This is a genomic window from Niabella pedocola (assembly GCF_021044425.1).
GTDB lineage: Bacteria > Bacteroidota > Bacteroidia > Chitinophagales > Chitinophagaceae > Niabella > Niabella pedocola.
In genome coordinates this window covers 597658-615705 of sequence record NZ_JAJNEC010000007.1, presented here as the reverse complement: position 1 = coordinate 615705, position 18048 = coordinate 597658, and the positions used below count along the sequence as shown (strand labels likewise).

Annotated in this window: 13 protein-coding genes; 11 read left to right on the top strand and 2 right to left on the bottom strand. The window is 49.6% G+C overall.

The window, feature by feature from the left end; all coding sequences use genetic code 11:
• The first annotated feature begins 163 nt into the window (after nucleotides 1-163).
• The 10 genes from LQ567_RS23490 to LQ567_RS23445 all read left to right on the top strand — a co-directional run bounded on the left by LQ567_RS23490 (nucleotide 164) and on the right by LQ567_RS23445 (nucleotide 13779).
• The gene (locus LQ567_RS23490) at nucleotides 164-1732 is read left to right on the top strand and encodes a hypothetical protein (protein WP_231008342.1); all 1569 of its coding nucleotides are present in this window, start codon (nucleotides 164-166) and stop codon (nucleotides 1730-1732) included.
• Between the two features lie 129 nt (nucleotides 1733-1861).
• Entirely contained in the window at nucleotides 1862-2452 is a 591-nt protein-coding gene (locus LQ567_RS23485) for an RNA polymerase sigma factor (protein ID WP_231008341.1), read from the top strand.
• Nucleotides 2453-2592: 140 nt separating this feature from the next.
• On the top strand, nucleotides 2593-2754 hold the full coding sequence (locus tag LQ567_RS23480) for a FecR family protein (RefSeq protein ID WP_231008340.1): 162 nt from the start codon (nucleotides 2593-2595) through the stop codon (nucleotides 2752-2754).
• 98 nt (nucleotides 2755-2852) lie between these two features.
• Nucleotides 2853-5393, top strand: coding sequence for a glycosyl hydrolase family 95 catalytic domain-containing protein (locus LQ567_RS23475; RefSeq protein WP_231008338.1), 2541 nt, complete (start codon nucleotides 2853-2855; stop codon nucleotides 5391-5393).
• Between the two features lie 178 nt (nucleotides 5394-5571).
• Nucleotides 5572-7530, top strand: coding sequence for an SGNH/GDSL hydrolase family protein (locus LQ567_RS23470; RefSeq protein ID WP_231008337.1), 1959 nt, complete (start codon nucleotides 5572-5574; stop codon nucleotides 7528-7530).
• Between the two features lie 313 nt (nucleotides 7531-7843).
• A complete protein-coding gene (locus LQ567_RS23465) occupies nucleotides 7844-9628 on the top strand; it encodes an alpha-L-fucosidase (protein ID WP_231008336.1) in 1785 nt (594 codons plus the stop codon).
• Nucleotides 9629-9677: 49 nt separating this feature from the next.
• The gene (locus tag LQ567_RS23460) at nucleotides 9678-11210 is read left to right on the top strand and encodes a sialate O-acetylesterase (protein WP_231008335.1); all 1533 of its coding nucleotides are present in this window, start codon (nucleotides 9678-9680) and stop codon (nucleotides 11208-11210) included.
• 18 nt (nucleotides 11211-11228) lie between these two features.
• On the top strand, nucleotides 11229-12368 hold the full coding sequence (locus LQ567_RS23455; RefSeq protein WP_231008334.1) for a glycoside hydrolase family 88/105 protein: 1140 nt from the start codon (nucleotides 11229-11231) through the stop codon (nucleotides 12366-12368).
• A 71-nt stretch (nucleotides 12369-12439) separates the two neighbouring features.
• Nucleotides 12440-13024: a Crp/Fnr family transcriptional regulator gene (locus LQ567_RS23450; RefSeq protein ID WP_231008333.1), complete on the top strand. Its 585-nt coding sequence runs from the start codon at nucleotides 12440-12442 to the stop codon at nucleotides 13022-13024.
• A gap of 98 nt (nucleotides 13025-13122) precedes the next feature.
• Entirely contained in the window at nucleotides 13123-13779 is a 657-nt protein-coding gene (locus LQ567_RS23445) for a cysteine hydrolase family protein (RefSeq protein WP_231008332.1), read from the top strand.
• A gap of 1140 nt (nucleotides 13780-14919) precedes the next feature.
• On the opposite strand, the gene LQ567_RS23440 is transcribed toward LQ567_RS23445, so the two are convergent.
• Both LQ567_RS23440 and LQ567_RS23435 read right to left on the bottom strand, forming a co-directional pair.
• A complete protein-coding gene (locus tag LQ567_RS23440; RefSeq protein WP_231008331.1) occupies nucleotides 14920-16431 on the bottom strand; it encodes a hypothetical protein in 1512 nt (503 codons plus the stop codon).
• A gap of 271 nt (nucleotides 16432-16702) precedes the next feature.
• On the bottom strand, nucleotides 16703-17380 hold the full coding sequence (locus tag LQ567_RS23435; protein WP_231008329.1) for a metal-dependent hydrolase: 678 nt from the start codon (nucleotides 17378-17380) through the stop codon (nucleotides 16703-16705).
• A gap of 215 nt (nucleotides 17381-17595) precedes the next feature.
• Between LQ567_RS23435 and LQ567_RS23430 the strand changes: the two genes are divergently transcribed.
• Complete coding sequence (locus tag LQ567_RS23430) at nucleotides 17596-17970, top strand: hypothetical protein (protein WP_231008327.1); 375 nt, start codon at nucleotides 17596-17598, stop codon at nucleotides 17968-17970.
• Nucleotides 17971-18048: the final 78 nt, after the last annotated feature.

Sequence of the window (18048 nt, the reverse complement as noted above, 5' to 3'; positions counted from 1 at the left end):
GCGGAGGAGCAGTGGACACAGCGATCATGAGTAAACGCTTTACTCCTTGCGTTCTTAGCGGTTAAATTTCACGCAGCGATGCCGGGGAGCTGCGAGCATAGCAAGCAAGGCCGGGGGGCCTGCAACAACAGTCAACAATCAGGGTTAAAAAAACTTACCGGAGATGCAACATACGATCCTTTATAAGAACGCGGCAACACTGCTGGCGCTGGTACTGTTTACAGGTACCGCCGGCGCCCAGAAAACAACACAGGCGGTGCCGGGCAACAATAAAAGTCACTGGGTACAGATGAATACCCGCGAACAACTGGAGTACACAACTACATCGCGGGGCGACCGGATCATGGATTTTTCTTATGCGGGATATGAAGGAGGGGGCGTAAAGCTGCCGGAGGTGAAGGTTGCTGCCAGGGTTTATCCTGTTGCAGGAGATAACACGCCCAATATTCAAAAAGCCATTGATTCGGTAGCAAAACTGCCGCTTGAAAATGGCTTCAGGGGCGCGGTAGTACTGGCTGCCGGTGATTTTGAATGCATGCAAACCATTAGCATTGCGCATAGCGGTATCGTGCTACGCGGCAGTGGCATTGCTACAAGGATCCGGATGACCGGGGCTCCGCATGTAGCCATCCGGCTGGAAGCCCCGGTACAAACAAGGCCCATGAGCAGCAAGGTGCCGGTTACGGATGTCTATATCCCATCAGGAACGGATGTAATGACGGTGGCCGATGACAAAGAATTTACAGCAGGAGATCTTGTCGTCATCACAAAACCGGTAACCCCGGAATGGGTACAGTTCATGGGAATGGATCGCCTGGTGCGCGATGGCAAAAAACAAACCTGGATCACCGGCGAGCTGTCGCTAGAGCGGACTGTAAAAACGGTGAGGGGAAACAGGATAACCATTGATGTGCCGTTTACGGATAACTATGATGCGGCGTTTACAAAACCGGCAGTCACTGTGCAAAAGATCGTAAAAACCGGCGGGCTTCAACATGCGGGTGTGGAAGATTTGCTGATCGATGCACCGGAACAGTCCGTTACCATCAGCCAGGGGCATCATTCGGCCATACGAACGCGCGGTTTAACCGATGGCTGGATCCGCAATGTACAGATCCGGAATACGGTGAACAGTGTAGGTATCGGGGGGCGGCGGATCACGGTTGCAGACCTTGATATCCGGCATACCGTACCAACGGTCGGTGCTGCCAAACCAGCGGATCTTTCGGCCGATGGGGCACAATTGTTATTTAACCGCTGCGCTATCCAGGGCGATAACGTTTTTTTCCTGGCAACAGGTGCAAAAGTGAGTGGCCCCATTGTGTTGCTGCATTGTACGTTTACCGGAAACGGCTGGATACAGCCGCACCAGCGCTGGGCTACCGGTTTGCTGGTCGATGGTTGCAATGTGCCCGACGGTGGCATTGACTTTATGAACCGGGGTGAAATGGGATCGGGGCACGGTTGGGCCATCGGCTGGGCCGTAGCATGGAACTGCAGGGCAAAAACGTATCTGAACCAGCAGCCGCCAGGTGCGTATAATTGGGTCATCGGCTGTGTGGGCCTGCCGCAGCAGCGTGCAATGCCGTTTGATAAAGAACCGCTGCTGCCCGAAGGCATCTATGATGCGCACGGAGCTGCCGTTATTCCGGCAAGTTTGTACCTGGCACAGTTAAAAAGCCGGCTTGGCGGGCAGGCAACGGAAGCTACCGGTTATACCGGCACAAAATGATAATCCGGTTGAGCATTTTGCAAATAAAGCATACAATTTTTAACGTTCTTTGTGGTTATGTATAAGGGCCTGAGGTGCAGCAACGCATAAGATATAAGCGCTCCGGGCAACGATCAATAGTTTGCACATATGAGCGATATGATAAAAGAATGGCTGGAGCAAACCGCGGCAAATGACTGCCATGCGTCCTTTGAAAAATTATACCTGCATTTTGCGCCGGGAATGCAGTCTTTTGCGTTATCCATGGTAGGCGACAAAGAGGTGGCCCTGGACCTGGTACAAGATCTTTTTGTAACCCTCTGGTCAAACCGCAAAAGCATGGCGGCCATCGAGCATCCGGCAAATTATCTTTACTGTGCGTTGAAGAATAATGCAGTTCATTACCTGAAATCCCGTAAACGCGTAACGCCATTTGTGGAAGCAGAAAACGAACGCATCACGCTTGTGGGGGAAGGTCCGGAAGCCGATGTGGCTGCCAAAGAAATAAAACAGCTGCTGGAAACCGCCATCAACGGTTTGCCCTACAAATGCCGGCTGGTTTTCCGGCTCATTAAGGACGATGGCCTTCGGTACAAAGAAGTAGCGCACCTGCTGGATATTTCCATTAAAACGGTAGAAGCCCATATGCGGCTGGCCTACACCCGTATCGTGGAATGCCTGGAAGCCGTACTGCCGCAGCACACAACGGTTTACAAGCCGGGGAAACGTTCCGGCATATAATTATAATATGGTGCCTGTATTAAGTGATAGGAAACCGCCCCGCCATCATGCGCAGCAACTGCCTCTAAAAATTGCTGATTTTTTTAATCCTGCTAAGGGTTTTTACCGGTAAGGCCCTCTTTATTTTAAGCGCAGGCTTTATGAAAAGAAACAGGCTTAGTGAGCTTCAAAGAGCGGCTTCTGATGTGATCGTAACAAACAAGGGCGCGCATATCAATCATATGCTGCCCAACGGGAGCAAGGTGTGGGTAAATGTAAGCAGCCGGCTTACGTATGATCATACGTCTGACGCAAAAAAATAAGAACGGGGTATTGATCAGGGAAGCTTATTTTGAAGGAGTGAAAGACAGGAAGCATCCTTTACAACTACCATGATAATTCCTGAAATAAATGAATCGGTATGAGAAAAATGACTATGGTAATAATCGGGTTGGCTTTCTTTTTGGTGGCTCAAAGCCAGGGAGCAATCCATCCGCCGGCTACAATGTTTAAGGTGGGTTATCAAAAACTGGTTTCAAGGGCCGACCTGGTATATGACCGGCCGGCATCCCGGAGCGAAGCCGGGCAACCCATCGGCAACGGACGCATGGGAAGCCTGGTATGGACCACGCCTTCCCAGCTAAGCATGCAGATCAACCGGGTGGATGTATTTGCCAGTAACTCGGCTTCCAATAATTTTTTTGAACGGAACACGGACTATTGCGGGGGTACCGGTTATGTAGATCTCGATTTCGGAGCGCCGGTATTTGAAGGAAAAGATTTCCGGCAGCAGTTGTCCTGTTTCAATGCCATATCAACGATATCCGGTAAAGCCGTGCAGGCACGGGTACTGGCCTGGAATGAAGCCGATGTGATGGCCGTAGATGTAAAAGACCAGCGGGCTATGGCAAGGCCGTTGCTGGTAAACCTGCGAATGTTGCGAATGCCGGTTTCGCTAAGGGGCAATCATTCGGCCGTTTCCACCATCGAAACCCTGGGAGACCGCATCCTGTTGAAACAGGTGTTTAAAGAAGATAAGTATTATTGCAGTTCAGCTGTGGTGATCGGACTTACAGGCGGCAAGGCGATTGCGGAAAAAATAAATACTTCTGCGGTGCGTTTAAACATTGTCCCGGGTACGGAGCATTCCAGCATTTTTATTGCAAGTGCCGCTTCTTTTGATTCAACAGCCGATGTGGTGGCAGCGGCCATGAGGAAGCTGGAAGCAGCGCAGCAAAAAGGGTATGATGGCATCGAAGCATCCAACCGGCAATGGTGGAGCAATTTCTGGCAACAGTCTTTTATACACCTGGGCAGTAGGGATGGAGTAGCGGATGAAATTGAAAAGAATTATACCTATTTCCTGTATGTGATGGGATCCAGTTCCCGCGGCGATTTTCCGACCAAGTTTAATGGTATGCTATGGACCACCGGTGGCGATGCACGTCAATGGGGCGGGGCGTTCTGGGGCGCCAATCAAAGTTGTTATTATGAGGCCCTGTATCCGACCAACCACCCGGAGTTGATGGATCCCCTTTTCAGGATGTATACCCATGCGTATCCGACATTTGAGCAGGCGGCTGTACAGCAATGGGGATCAAAGGGCATCTTTATACCGGAAACAGTGGGGTTCGACGGTGTTCCGGCCTTGCCCGAGGACATCGCTGCAGAAATGCGCGACCTCTACCTGATCCGGAAGCCCTGGGAACAGCGCTCAAAAAAATTTATGGACTATGCATTTGCCAAACAACCCTTTCTCAGCCGGTGGAACTGGAAACACACCGGCAGATGGAAAGCAGGATTGTGGACGTATACAGAGCGCGGCGACGGGCCTTACGGACCGGTGAATCACATCTTCTCACGCGGCGCCAAGATCGCCTACCAGTACTGGCAGAAGTATGAATATACAAAGGACCTCAACTGGCTGCGCGAGAAAGCGTATCCCATGTTAAAAGGTATGGCGGAGTTCTACCGCAACTTTCCGAATGTAAAAAAGGAAAAGGACGGGAAGTATCATATCCGGCATGTAAATGACAATGAATCTATCTGGGGTGGTCATAATACCGTGGAAGAGATTTCGTCGATGATGGGTATTTTCCCGGTGGTGATCAAAGCCTCGGAACTATTGAATACCGATGCCGGCATGCGGCCTGTATGGAAGGAATTTATCAGCAATCTTTCACCGCTGACCACCACAAAAGATTATCCGGATATGGCCCTGCAACCGGAAGCCTGGCTAGGGTCACTGCCACCCACCAGCCCGGTACGCGGAAATGGGAAACGCCTTCCGGACGGCAATACCATGCCGGTATGGTTCTTCGACCTTTGCAATCCCGGAGGTAACCCCTCGATGCTGGCCATTGCCAACAATACCTTTAACGGGTACTTCCGGAATACCTCTTTTGAAGAAACCTTTCCGCACGTATTGTCGAAGATACCGGCAGCAGCGGCCGTACTTGGCAGGGCCGATGCCGTTCGCTTTTTAATCCCCAACCAGCTGAAGGGTGCACCGCGGAACCCCATCCTTGAAAACCGGATGGATCTGAGCGAGGGGTTTTACACCACCAATATCCAGCGCATCGGCCGGGCTTCAGATGCCCTGCACCTGGCCTTGTGCCAGAGCGCTCCATCCGCTCCGGGTGAAGATCCCGTCATCCGGGTGTTTCCGGCCTGGCCCAAAAACTGGGACGCACAATTTACTTTGCTGTGCCGCGGAAATGTTATGACTTCGGCTTCGGTAAAGAGCGGGCATATAGAATTTGTAGCATTGGTATCAAACGCAGGGGAAACCTGCCGGGTGCAGAACCCATGGCCGGGGCAGGCAGTTACTGTTTATAAAAACGGGCGGCGGAGCCAAACGGTAAAAGAACCGGTGTTGGTTATCCCAACAAAGACAACGGATCGGATCCTGCTGATACCTTCCGGTGTAGACCCGGCAAAGCTTGCCCTGGATGTGTTGTGAGAAAATACAAACGGAGCACAAAACCCCGGAAGCGGTTGCATACAGCGGGGAATGAAAAAATAGTTTACAGGAATGCCAAAAACGATCAATGAAATCCCGCAATCATCAAGGGTAGTGTGTAAAACTTCGTTTATTTTGTAACGCGCTTGACTTGATCTTGCCGGAATAAATGCTGTGCATGAAATATAAAAAATGGTTGTTGCTGTTGTTTGCCGCCGGAATCGGCTTGTGTAAAGGCGGCGCCCAAACCATTACCGACCTGAAGGAAGTTACCTGGAAAGGATTTAAACGGCTCACCTTTAAGCTGGATGGTAATGAAGCCTGGTATACGGTGCCTCCCGTACCGCTGGAAGGTAAACCATGGGTATGGCGTGCTTATTTTCCGGAATGGCATACAGATATGGACAGTTTGTTATTGCAGCGCGGCGTGCATATTGCATACATCAATGCCAGCGACCGTTTCGGGCATGCCAGTGCCATGAACCGGTGGGATGATCTGTATCATTATCTCACAACACAACTGCATTTTGCCGCCAGGCCGGCATTGGAGGCGGTAAGCCGCGGCGGATTATATGCGTATGGCTGGGCAAAACGGAACCCTTCAAAAGTAAGCTGCATTTATGCGGAGGCTCCGGTTTGCGATTTTACCAGCTGGCCTGCGGGAAAAGGCAAGGGCAAAGGCGCCCCTGCAGAATGGCAGAAATTACTGAAGGTATACTGCCTTACAGAAACTGAGGCCTTGCAATATGCCGATCAGCCGAAGGACAATCTTGAAGCACTGGCAGCGTACAAGGTTCCTATTGTGCATGTGATCGGGCTGCAGGACCAGATCGTTCCGGCGGAAGAAAATACGCTGGTGCTGGTTCAAAACTATATACGCAAGGGCGGGCCGGCTACCGTTATCCCCATGACCCGTGGCAGGCAGGACCTGGAAGGGCACCATTTCCCTATAGAAAACACAGCGGCCCTCGCAGATTTTATTTATGAAAATGTGCGGAAGCAGCCAACGCCATTGCCCGCAGATAGTTTTATCCATACTTATGGAAAACTGGAGAACCTGTTGTTCCGCATCCGGCATAAAAAAGAAGTGACCGTGGCATTCCTGGGCGGATCCATTACCAATATGACGGGCTGGCGCAATAAGGTGGAACAATATTTCGCGGAGCGGTACCCCGAAACACATTTTCGCTTTTTAAATGCCGGTATTCCCTCTCTGGGAAGTCTGCCTCATGCATTCCGCTTACAGAATGATGTACTGGATCGGGGGCGGGTAGACCTGCTCTTTATTGAAGCGGCGGTGAACGACCGGGTAAACGGCACACCGGAAATGCAGCAGCAACGGGCACTGGAAGGCATTGTGCGGCATGCGCTAAACAGCAATCCGGCCATGGACATCGTATTGATGGGCTTTGCCGACGAGTTCAAACTGGCCGATCTTCAGGCCGATCATATTCCTGCGGAAATTGCCGTACATGATGCCGTAGCCCGGCATTACCGGTTACCCTTTATCAACCTGGCAGCAGAAGTACATGCAAGGATCGCGCATAAAGAATTTAACTGGGAATACGACTTCAAGAACCTGCATCCCTCGCCATTCGGTCAGGAAATATATTTTAATAGTATAAAGACCTTGCTGCAAACACAGCTGGGTGGCAACCAACCCAAAGCGATGGTTGTAAAAAAAATGCCGGAGGCCATGGATCCGCTTCATTATGGCGGCGGAAGGTATGTTCCGGTAAAAGAAGCTTCGGTTAAAAATGGCTTTGTGTTACATCCATCCTGGCAACCGGCAGATGGCATTGGCACCCGCCCGGGCTTTGTAAAAGTGCCGGTACTGGAAGGTATAACTGCGGGTGCCTCAACCAATCTTTCATTCCAGGGGAGCGCAGTAGGGATTGCGGTCGTTTCGGGTCCGGATGCCGGCGTGATCCGTTATTCGATCGATGGCGGGCCCGAAAAGACGGTGGATCTATATACCCAATGGAGCAAGGGGCTGCACCTGCCCTGGTACCTGTTATTGGGCGACGGGTTAAAAAAAGGAAGGCATCTGCTGAGCATTACCATCGCAGATCAGCAGCATCCGCAATCAAAAGGTCATGCCGTGCGGATCGTATATTTTTTAGTGAATGGAAAATAGGTGTGTGACAGGGATTTTTTTTAGTTCTTTAAATAATAAAGGTATAGAGCTGTACACGGCTATCACGTTGTATAAAAAAGGCGAAGGAAGTTCTTATACACAATGCGATCTGTGATTGCCCGTCTTTTAATATCCGATTCATCTTCGCTATTAAAAGCTGCGGAGCAGCGTTGATGTCGTTAGTAAACAGTGGCAATGGTAAAGAAGGTGCAGCGCACCGGTAATAGAAAAACGTTGTACAGGCCCGGTGTATGGGATTGCAGCCCTGCTGCTGGTCAGTCTTTATGAATAAATCGCATTAATATAAATAGAAATGAAATTACGTTTAGCAGTGCTTGCTTTAGCAATAACCGGTTATTGCTATGCACAGCAGGGAATGGAGGAAATGTGGGATAAGTCGTCCATGGCCAAGGAACATCCCAATATTCAATGGTTCAAAGAAGCCAAGTTCGGATTGTTCATCCACTGGGGACTGTATTCCCAGCTGGCCGGTACCTGGGATGGAAAGCATTATTATGGCAGCGGGGAATGGATCATGCACCAGGCTAAGATCCCCGTAAATCGCTATCGCGAAGTGGCCGGAAGCTTCAATCCCGTAAATTTTAACGCTGATGAATGGGCGCAGCTCGCAAAGGATGCCGGTATAAAATATATGGTGATCACGGCCAAGCATCATGAGGGCTTTTCGATGTTTGATTCCAGGGTAACCGATTTTGATATTATGGATGCAACCCCATATAAAAAAGATCCCATGAAGGCGCTGGCGGCAGCAACCAGGAAGCGCGGGATACAATTCGGATTTTACTATTCGCAGTTCCAGGATTGGTATGAGCCCAACGGCGGAAGGAATACCTGGGATTTTGATGAATCGAAAAAAGATTACCAGCAGTACTACCGTCAAAAAGCCATACCCCAGCTAAAGGAACTGCTGACCAATTACGGACCGCTGGGGATCGTTTGGTTTGATACGCCGGGCGGTATGACAAAGGAACAGACACAAGCCTTTATTGATGAATTGCGGGTACTACAGCCGCAAAGTTTGTTTAGCAGCAGGGTGGGGCAGGGCCTGGGTGATTACAAGGATTTTGGGGATTCGGAAGTGCCGCCGGTGCCCATCAAAGGTGCCTGGGAATCGATCTATACGCATAATGATTCCTGGGGATATATTGCGCATGATATGAATTTTAAATCCGCGCATGAAATCATCCGTTTGCTTTCCAATGTAGCGTCTAAAGGCGGTAACCTGATGCTGAATGTAGGACCGGACGGGAAAGGAAACATTCCTTATTATTCGATAAAGTACCTCAAGGAAACCGGTGTGTGGCTTCAGAAAAACGGGGAAAGCATTTATGCTTCTACCGCGGGCTGGATACCGGCGCAACCCTGGGGCGTAACTACTTCCAAGCCAGGCAAGCTGTTCCTGCATGTATGGGACCGTCCGGAAAACGAGCTGTTGCTGGTGCCGGGCTTTTCCAATGCCATCACCAAAGTATATGCGTTAACGGATAAGAAGCCCCTTTCCTTTCAGCAGCGGGACGGTGACCTGATCGTAAATATGAACGCGCTCCCGGAAACACATACACCCGATAAGGTACTGGTGGTAGAATACAAGGGAACACCGCCGGCTTATAATGCTGCAGCACCGGTAACCGTTTCAGCACAGTATGCGGCAAATAACGTTGAAGCCATATTTGCAAAAACAGGCGGTGCATCAAAAATAGAGTCGCTTACCTATAGCCATTACTTTGGCGACTGGAAACATACTACCTGTGTTACCGGTATGCAATCACCGGAAGATGCGGCCACGTTTACGGTACGGATTGCCGACCCCGGCGATTACAAACTGATCCTGGAATACGCCTGCCCGCAGGAAAGCGCCAAACAGGAGGGGCGGCTGGAGGTAGATGGGGAAACGTATATGTTCCGCACATTAAGAACTTCGGAATTTGATAAATCGGCACCGCTGCTGTTTATCAAACACCCCGTTACGATTTTCAGGGCAAAAAAAGCGGGTGTGTATACCATCAGGGTTAGTCCGTACCGGCAGGGAAAGGAATTGTTTAAACTGAAGGGGATGATTGCGGAGCCGCTGAAATGAAAAAATCCTAAGTTCCATAGGAGCGCAATATTTGTAAATGGTATCATCAATGAAAAAGAAATCTGTTTTTTATCTGCTGTTCTTATGCGTCAGCAGTAGCATAAATGCGGCTGTAAAACTACCGGCGGTGATTGCCGATCACATGGTGTTGCAGCAAAAAACAACCGTAGCGTTATGGGGATGGGCAAATGCGGGAGAACGGATTACCATCCAATGCAGCTGGAACCGGAAGCCGGTTACGGTTACCGCCGGTGCCGACGGACGCTGGCTGACCCATGTAAAAACCATCGCGGCAGGAGGCCCGTATCGTATCCGTTTCAATGGTACAAATACCATCGAGGTAAGTGATGTGTTGTTGGGAGAAGTTTGGCTTTGCTCGGGTCAATCGAATATGGAATTTCCGATGGCCAAACAAAAGGCCTGGCGTACCGGTGTCATCGATTATGAAAAAGAAGTGGCAAAAGCTACAGATCCGCGCCTGCGCCTCTTTACCGTACGGCAGCAAGTGGCCGCAACACCACAGCCGGATGTACAAGGAAACTGGGCTGCCTGTACGCCTGCAACAGCGGCCACCTTTTCGGCAGTGGCTTATTATTTTGGCAAAGAGATCCGGGAGGCAACAGGTGTACCGGTAGGATTGATCCATTCTTCCTGGGGCGGAACACCCGCAGAATCCTGGACGCGCAGGGAAGTGCTGGATACCAGCAGGGAATTTCGCCGGATACTCGATCGTTATGAAACGGCTGTAAAAACATACCCGGAGGACCTGGCGAAATACGAACAGGAACTGGATCAATGGTTGAAAGATTCGGCCGCCCGTTCTGAGGGACTCCGTAAAAAACCGGCACGTCCCGTGGAGCCTGAACAGAATTCCAAATCGCCCACAAAACTCTACAACGCCATGATCCACCCCCTCATCCCGTTTACACTGAAAGGCGTGATCTGGTACCAGGGAGAATCCAATGCCGGAAGGGCTTACCAGTACCGTGAGCTGTTTCCGGCCATGATCCGCAGCTGGAGAACGGAGTGGAAGGCGGATTTCCCTTTTTATTTTGTGCAGATCGCACCGCATTACCAGCAAAGTCCGGAGATCCGGGAAGCACAGCTGCTCACCTATAAAACAGTGCCCGGTACCGGTATGGCGGTAATCACCGATGCGGGTGATTCGCTCGACATCCATCCCCGGGGCAAGGCCGTGGTAGGGCACCGGCTGGCTTTATGGGCGCTGGCTAAAAATTATGGAAAACAGCACCTGGTTTATTCCGGTCCCCTTTATCAATCGGCCCAACAGGAGGGCAATCAAATGCGCATCCGGTTTTCTTTTGCGGATAACGGACTGGTTGCAAAAGATGGCCTGTTAACCGGTTTTACTATCGCCGGTGCCAACCGGCAGTTTGTTCCCGCCAGGGCCAAAATAGAAGGAAATTCCATTGTGGTGATGAGCGATGCTGTAACACAGCCGGTAGCTGTACGGTTTGGCTGGAGCACAGTGCCTCACGCAGTATTGTTTAATAACGCGGGTTTGCCGGCATCACCCTTCCGCACTGATAACTGGCCGGGCGAAACCATTAACAACCATTAAAAAAATAAAAACGTTTCAATGAAATCTATTTTTCTTTTATCTGCAACGGCTGCTGTACTGTTCTTGAGCACCGGCACTTATGCGCAACCCAAAAACGCGGCGGCTGATTTTAAAAACTGGCCGGCGGGTAGCGCACCCGGGGATATTGGTAATATCATTGCCAACCGGTTTGTGGCCACACCGCATACCAACTTTAACCGCCCGGGCCCGCCCAAGGTTATTACCTACCCGGAAACCTGTACCTGGTACGGAGCCCTGACGTTTGCAAAAGTGACGGGAAATAAAAAGCTCACACAGCAACTGGCCGCCCGTTTTGAGCCGCTGCTGGGAAGCCGCGACACCCTGGTGCCTATACCCGATCATGTAGACTATACCGTGTTTGGATCAGTGCCGTTTGAATTGTATATGCAAACAAAGGATGCCCGCTATCTGAAGCTGGGACAACATTTTGCCGATAAACAATGGGGCCCGCCCGAAGGGAAAAGGGTAACGGCGGAATCACACCGCTTTTATAACAAAGGGCTTACCTGGCAAACCCGCTTATGGATCGATGATATGTTTATGATCACGGCGGTACAGTCGCAGGCCTATCGTGCTACGGGCGACCGCAGGTATATTGATAAGGCGGCGAATGAAATGGTGTTTTACCTGGATTCCTTACAACAACCCAACGGATTGTTTTATCACGCGCCGGATGTACCCTATTTCTGGGGCCGGGGCGATGGATGGATGGCGGTTGGCATGAGCGAACTGCTGCGCTCGCTTCCGAAAGACAATCCTAACAGATCCCGCATTATGAACGGGTATAAAAAGATGATGGCCACGCTGCTGAAGTACCAGGCCGAAGACGGTATGTGGCGCCAATTGATCGATGATCCGGCATCCTGGAAGGAAACCTCCTGCACCGGCATGTTCACCTGTGCATTTATTACCGGTGTAAAAGAGGGATGGCTGGATCCAAAAGTGTACGGACCTGCTGCGCGGAAGGCCTGGTTATCCCTTATTAAATACATCAATGCCGATGGCGATATTACGGATGTATGCGAAGGTACCAATAAGAAAAATGACCACCAGTATTACCTGGACCGTAAAAGGAATACCGGTGACCTTCATGGTCAGGCGCCGCTGCTTTGGTGCGCTACGGCGTTATTGCGGTAGGCTGGTATGGCAACCCATATACAGGCGCTCAGGTCCGTAGTGTAAATATCCGGATCTTTGCGCCTGTATTTATGCGTGACCATACCTATCATCTTTTGCAGGAGCACATTCAAAAACATATTTCGGTAACACCGGATGAGCTGAGTTTTTTCCTGATGTTGCTGAAACGGGTTACCTATCACAAAAACCAGGTGCTGCTGCGCGAGGGAGAAAACTGTCTCAATTTTGCATTCATATTGAGCGGCTGCATCAAAAGTTATCTGATCGATAAAAAAGGAGAGGAGCACATTCTTACCATTGCTCCCGAAGGCTGGTGGGTGGCGGATGTAAAAAGTTTTATTACCAATGAAGCCGGCAACCTCTTTTTAGAAGCCATCGAACCCACACAGGCTGCGCTGCTTTCCCGGGCCAACCAGGCATTGCTTTTAGAGAAAACTCCCAGATTTGAACGTTATTTCCGGGTACTTACCGAACGTGCTTTTGCCATGAGCCAGCAACGGATCCTGGATGCGATGAGCCTCACGGCCTCGGAACGGTTTGATAAATTCCGGCTACAATACCCCTCTTTAACCAACCGGCTCACCCATCGCCAGATTGCTTCCTATATCGGCGTAACGCCCTCTTTTTTCAGCCGCATGCTGAAACAGCGAAAATAACCCCCGGCAATTTTAACATCCGGATTGACCTATGTCATTGGCAAGGGGCGCAGGGCGCTGCAATTTTGCGTTTAACAGGATCCGTTTAAAACAAGTATATGAAAAGAAACTACATGCTCCTTTTGGTGCTCATCGTATTTTTTATGAAAACAAATGCACAACAAAAACAAAATTCAAATCAAATGAAAGAAGGATTGATCATTATTGATGTTCAGCAAGACTATTTTAAAGGCGGACGTATGGAGCTTTCCGGAGCAAGGGAAGCTGCAGATAACGCCGGCCGTATCCTCGACCATTTCCGGCAGAAGCAACTGCCCGTTATTCATGTCCGGCATATTGCAAATGATCCGGCTGCCGGTTTCTTCCTGCCCGGTACAACGGGTATTGAAATAGACCCGCGGGTAAAACCGGCACACGGTGAAAAATTGATTACCAAGCATTATCCCAACAGTTTCCGGGAAACGGACCTGCGCGACTACTTGCAGCAGCACCACATTACAAAGCTGGTGGTTACAGGAATGATGACCCATGTATGTGTGGATGCCACGGTAAAAGCTGCAAAGGATTATGGCATCGAGTGCGTAGTAATTACCGATGCTACCGCTACGCGCGATCTTGAGGTGCAGGGGAAAAAGGTTGCTGCGGCAAATGTTCAGACCGCTCTGCTGGGAGCAATGGGATTTTATTACGCGGAGCTGAAGAGCACAGCTGCCTTCCTGGATGGGTCATCGGGCAATAAGAAAACCGGTCAGTGATGAAGACCGGTTTGTTTTTTTCGCGGGGTCTCTCGCAGAGGACCCTGCGTATGGAGATCATTCAAATCCCGGCGTCCCTTTCAGGAGACACCGGGATGAAGGGATAATTGTTCTTCTGTGATCTGTTCAGATAACGACTGTATATGTGTAAGGTTAGTGTTGTCGTCAGAAGCTGCAGCGCAGTATTAATCCTGCTAGCCAACGACAATAAATGACATGGTGGTGCAGCGCACCGGTAACCGTGCAGGGTTGATGAAGGAAGCGTGAAATATTACCGCCGCTCTGCGGCTGAGAAGATCTTTACGCATTTCTGGTTATGGAGAGGAGCGGCGCGCTGCGCCTTTTTTCCGCGGGGTCTCTCGCAGAGGGCCCTGCGGATGGAGATCATTTAAATCCCGGCGCCCCTTTCAGGAGACTCCGGGATGAAGGGGATAGCCTGTTTTTGTTGTGATAAAAAAATGTAATGTTTTTCGTTTTCCGCGATCGCACATGGGTTAAGTTAATATTGTCATTAGAAGCTGCAGGGCAGCGTTAATCCTGCTAGCCAACGGCAGTAAATGCCCGTGGAGGTGCAGCGCACCGGTAACCGTGCAGGGTTGATGAGGGCAGCGTAAAATATTACCGCCGCGCTGCGGCTGGAAAGCCTTCACGCATTCCAGGTTATAGAGAGGAGCGGCGCGCTGCGCCTTTTCTCCGCGAGGGTCTCTCGCAGAGGACCCTGCGTATGAAGATCATTTAAGTCCCGGCTCCCCTTTCAGGAAACACGGGGATGAAGGGTAAATTGTTCTTCTGTGATCTGTTCAGATAACGACTGTATATGTGTAAGGTTAGTGTTGTCGCCAGAAGCTGCAGGGCAGCGTTAATCCCGCCAGCCAACGGCAGTAAATGCCCGTGGAGGTGCAGCGCACCGGTAACCGTGCAAGATGGTGAAGAAGATCCCCTGTTCCTTTTGTAATAAAAAATTTGTAATATTTTTTTTAATCACAAAATCTTTATTACAATTTGTAATAATTAATCTGTGATATTTTTTCTTATTACAAATAAATTATCACAAAAACTGTCAGGCAGGGATCAACGCTGTTACCGGGGAGGGCTTTGATCCGGTGCATCACTGTTAATGGATGCCTGATGTCCAGCGGGTTAGGGGTGCTGTATCCCCCGCGCTTTAAGTTGTGCCATATAAAGAGAAGCTGGTTCAAGGCCCGGTTTGTTTTGGCCTTCCCACTCGCCGTCCGGACGCTGTGAAAGTCTTCCTGTTGATTTTTCGCCTTTTAACCCGATACAGTAATTTTTGCCGGATACCCAGGGGCTTTGTACGGTAGCGCGTTTTGCAGTACAATTCCATACAACCTGGTTTACGCCAGACCAGCCATGGCCGCTTCCCCAGTTGCCGCGGTCCTGTATATTGATTTCGCCGTCGGTGGTAATATTGTCGTATAAAGTGCCCATGGCCCAGCGGTGGTGCGGTCCGATATCTGCATGTGTGCGCACTGCCGTACAATTGTAAAAGACATTGGGCCCGCATACCCGGGCCCCGGTTACATAGTCATGACGGCCGTCGCTGGCCGCGCAATTCATAAACAGGTTCATTTGCCCGGTATTGTTAAACGAATAGCGGCGTCCGCCGGTGATAATGGATTTATGATCGGAGATGGAACAACCGAGCACGGAGATGTTGCGGGATAAAGCGCCCAGGTTTACACAGGAATAAGCAAAATACCGGGCATTTACGTTGCGCACCCATCCGTTTTCGATCCGGTTGAATGCCACGGCATCCCAGGAATGATCCTCTGCCGTATCGGAGGTGTATGCAGATGCACAGCTTAGATGCTCCACGCCTACATTTGAGATCCTGCCGGGGAAGCTGTATATATAAACTTCTGCTGTATTGTACCTGGGTTCCATTGCCATTACTACAGGGTTATCAATAAAGAGCGTGTTGCCTTCAATGCGGGTAATGGTCCGCTGAAATTTGAGGTCGTATTCTTTGGTCCGCCACTGTTTGGTACCGGGCCGTTCAACGATCTGGTTCATCTTCAGGTCTTCGATCCATTGATCTTTAGCCATCCAGTGAATGATCACCGCGTCGCCTGGTTTAAATGCTGCGGCAGATTTTACGGGAATGGACCTGCTGCCTACCGGCACATAATCAGCGGTAACCGGGGTGCGGGTTCCTTTTACCTCTGTGGGTTCGCCGGTTCCGGATACATCGATCAGGGCCCGTTTATCCGTACCTTCTGCTATCAGTAGCGTTTCGCTGCCTTCGCCCCGTAGTACGATTCCGCCGGCATTGATCCGGATATTATGTTGAATGGGATACCGGCCCTTTTTTAACAGGATAGCACCCCGGAAACCGTTTTTATCCGGGGCCTTTCCGGCCACGGCATCAATGGCCTTTTGAATGGTTTGTTCTGCATCCGCACCGGGGCTGATGGTTTGCACCACCGGCACCTCGGGGATCGGCACGTTGCCCGTGCGGTAGCCCACATTGCTGAAATCGGGAATGGTATTCCCTTTTTCATCGGCCTTATACGTTAGTGTTCCGTTGCTGTTCAGCACTACAAGGGAAGATGGCCAGTACTGAATGGCTTTAAAGGAAACGGCGATGAAACAAACGGCCAGTAAACTAAAGGAAACGGCTCTCAATTGCATATGCATCGTATTTTATGAAGTATAAAATTCATAAAAAAAGAAAGATGATGATGGCAGAGGGTAAAATAACTGAGTACTTGGGTAAAAGGGGATACCCTTCGGGAATGTAAAATATCCAATGCGAAATATAAAATGTAAAAGTGAGGTACCGTTACTGCTTCATGATCTGTCCTTCGATCAGGATGTTATGGAAACCGGGAGCTGTACACCTTATATCACGTGCAATGCGGATCTGATCTGAAACGTTGAACCTTGAACGTGAAATCCTTCGCTACACGTCGTACGAATGACCGATCTCCGGGATCAGTAATGTTTTTCCGGCTTCTTTAAAAAGATTCACTGCTGCTGCATGGTCGATCTTAATATACCCGAAAGTGTCGAAATGTACCCCGATGATCTGATTGCATTGAATAAAATCGCTGGCTTTTACAGCATCGCGGACATTCATGGTAAAGTTGCCGCCAATGGGTAAAATGGCGGTATCGATGGTTGCATAATGGGGCACCAGTTGCATATCCAGCATCAGGCTGGTATCACCGCTGTAATAAAAGTTATACCGGGGCGATGCAAAAATAAAACCACCCGCGGCACCTGCATAACTGCCATCCGGAAAACTGCTGGAATGTAACGCCTGCATATAGGTGAGCGTACCGAAATCAAAGTCATAGCTTCCGAAATTCATCGGGTGCACATGGTTGATGCCCTGTTGCTGTAACCAGCTGATGATTTCGAAATTGCTGATCACCAGTGCACCGGTTCGCCGGGCAATGGGTATCAGGTCTGCGGTATGATCACCATGACCATGGCTTACCAGGATGTAGTCCGCCTCGATGGTATGGATGTCGATATTTTTCGCCAGTTCATTCCCCGTAATAAACGGATCAAACAGGAATTTTTTCCCGTTGATCTCAATCAAAAAGCAGGACTGGCCATAAAATGTAAATTTCATGATAAGGATTTTTAACAAAAATAATCATATCAACCCGGCACGCAAAATCTCGTGGAACTCAATAGAATGAGCCGTTTAGGAAAGAGCACAGGGGCTGTTTTCTCATATATCGATCTTGTAAAAAATGTTAAAACAAAATCGTATATCCATAGTTTGGCATTGTGCTTGTCTTACATGATATGTAATTTTTTTTAACCTTATAAAACTGAGATTCTATGAAGCAACTTTTGAAATTTTTAAGCCTTATGCTGATTGCAGGAACGGTAGTGCTGGCTTCTTGTAGCAAGAATGACAACCCCGCTGATAATGATCTGTTTGCAGGTACGTACAAAGGAAATGTTTCTTATCATGGGGATAAGGATGTAACAAATTCCAATGGTTCTGTATTTGTGACAAAAGTGGGTGACCGTTATGATTTTAAATTTTCAGACAATATTCCCACCATCTCAAATGTACAGATCTCTAAAGGAGACCAGGGGTATATTGGGACGGTAAACGGGTATACAGGCTTTATCCGTTTCAATGCTAATAACCTAAATATTGCAGTAGCTAAAGATGGTAATACTTGGTCGGCTGACTGTAACCGATAGGATTGCAGTTGACCAGTTTAGAAGGGCATCTCAAAAAACGGGTTTGATTTCATACAGGTGTTCAGATATATTTATTTA

Coding starts and splice junctions, on each gene's coding strand:
- LQ567_RS23490 (WP_231008342.1), top strand. CDS start 164: ATGCAACATACGATCCTTTATAAGAACGCGGCAACACTGCTGGCGCTG.
- LQ567_RS23485 (WP_231008341.1), top strand. CDS start 1,862: ATGAGCGATATGATAAAAGAATGGCTGGAGCAAACCGCGGCAAATGAC.
- LQ567_RS23480 (WP_231008340.1), top strand. CDS start 2,593: ATGAAAAGAAACAGGCTTAGTGAGCTTCAAAGAGCGGCTTCTGATGTG.
- LQ567_RS23475 (WP_231008338.1), top strand. CDS start 2,853: ATGAGAAAAATGACTATGGTAATAATCGGGTTGGCTTTCTTTTTGGTG.
- LQ567_RS23470 (WP_231008337.1), top strand. CDS start 5,572: ATGAAATATAAAAAATGGTTGTTGCTGTTGTTTGCCGCCGGAATCGGC.
- LQ567_RS23465 (WP_231008336.1), top strand. CDS start 7,844: ATGAAATTACGTTTAGCAGTGCTTGCTTTAGCAATAACCGGTTATTGC.
- LQ567_RS23460 (WP_231008335.1), top strand. CDS start 9,678: ATGAAAAAGAAATCTGTTTTTTATCTGCTGTTCTTATGCGTCAGCAGT.
- LQ567_RS23455 (WP_231008334.1), top strand. CDS start 11,229: ATGAAATCTATTTTTCTTTTATCTGCAACGGCTGCTGTACTGTTCTTG.
- LQ567_RS23450 (WP_231008333.1), top strand. CDS start 12,440: ATGCGTGACCATACCTATCATCTTTTGCAGGAGCACATTCAAAAACAT.
- LQ567_RS23445 (WP_231008332.1), top strand. CDS start 13,123: ATGAAAAGAAACTACATGCTCCTTTTGGTGCTCATCGTATTTTTTATG.
- LQ567_RS23440 (WP_231008331.1), bottom strand. CDS start 16,431: ATGCAATTGAGAGCCGTTTCCTTTAGTTTACTGGCCGTTTGTTTCATC.
- LQ567_RS23435 (WP_231008329.1), bottom strand. CDS start 17,380: ATGAAATTTACATTTTATGGCCAGTCCTGCTTTTTGATTGAGATCAAC.
- LQ567_RS23430 (WP_231008327.1), top strand. CDS start 17,596: ATGAAGCAACTTTTGAAATTTTTAAGCCTTATGCTGATTGCAGGAACG.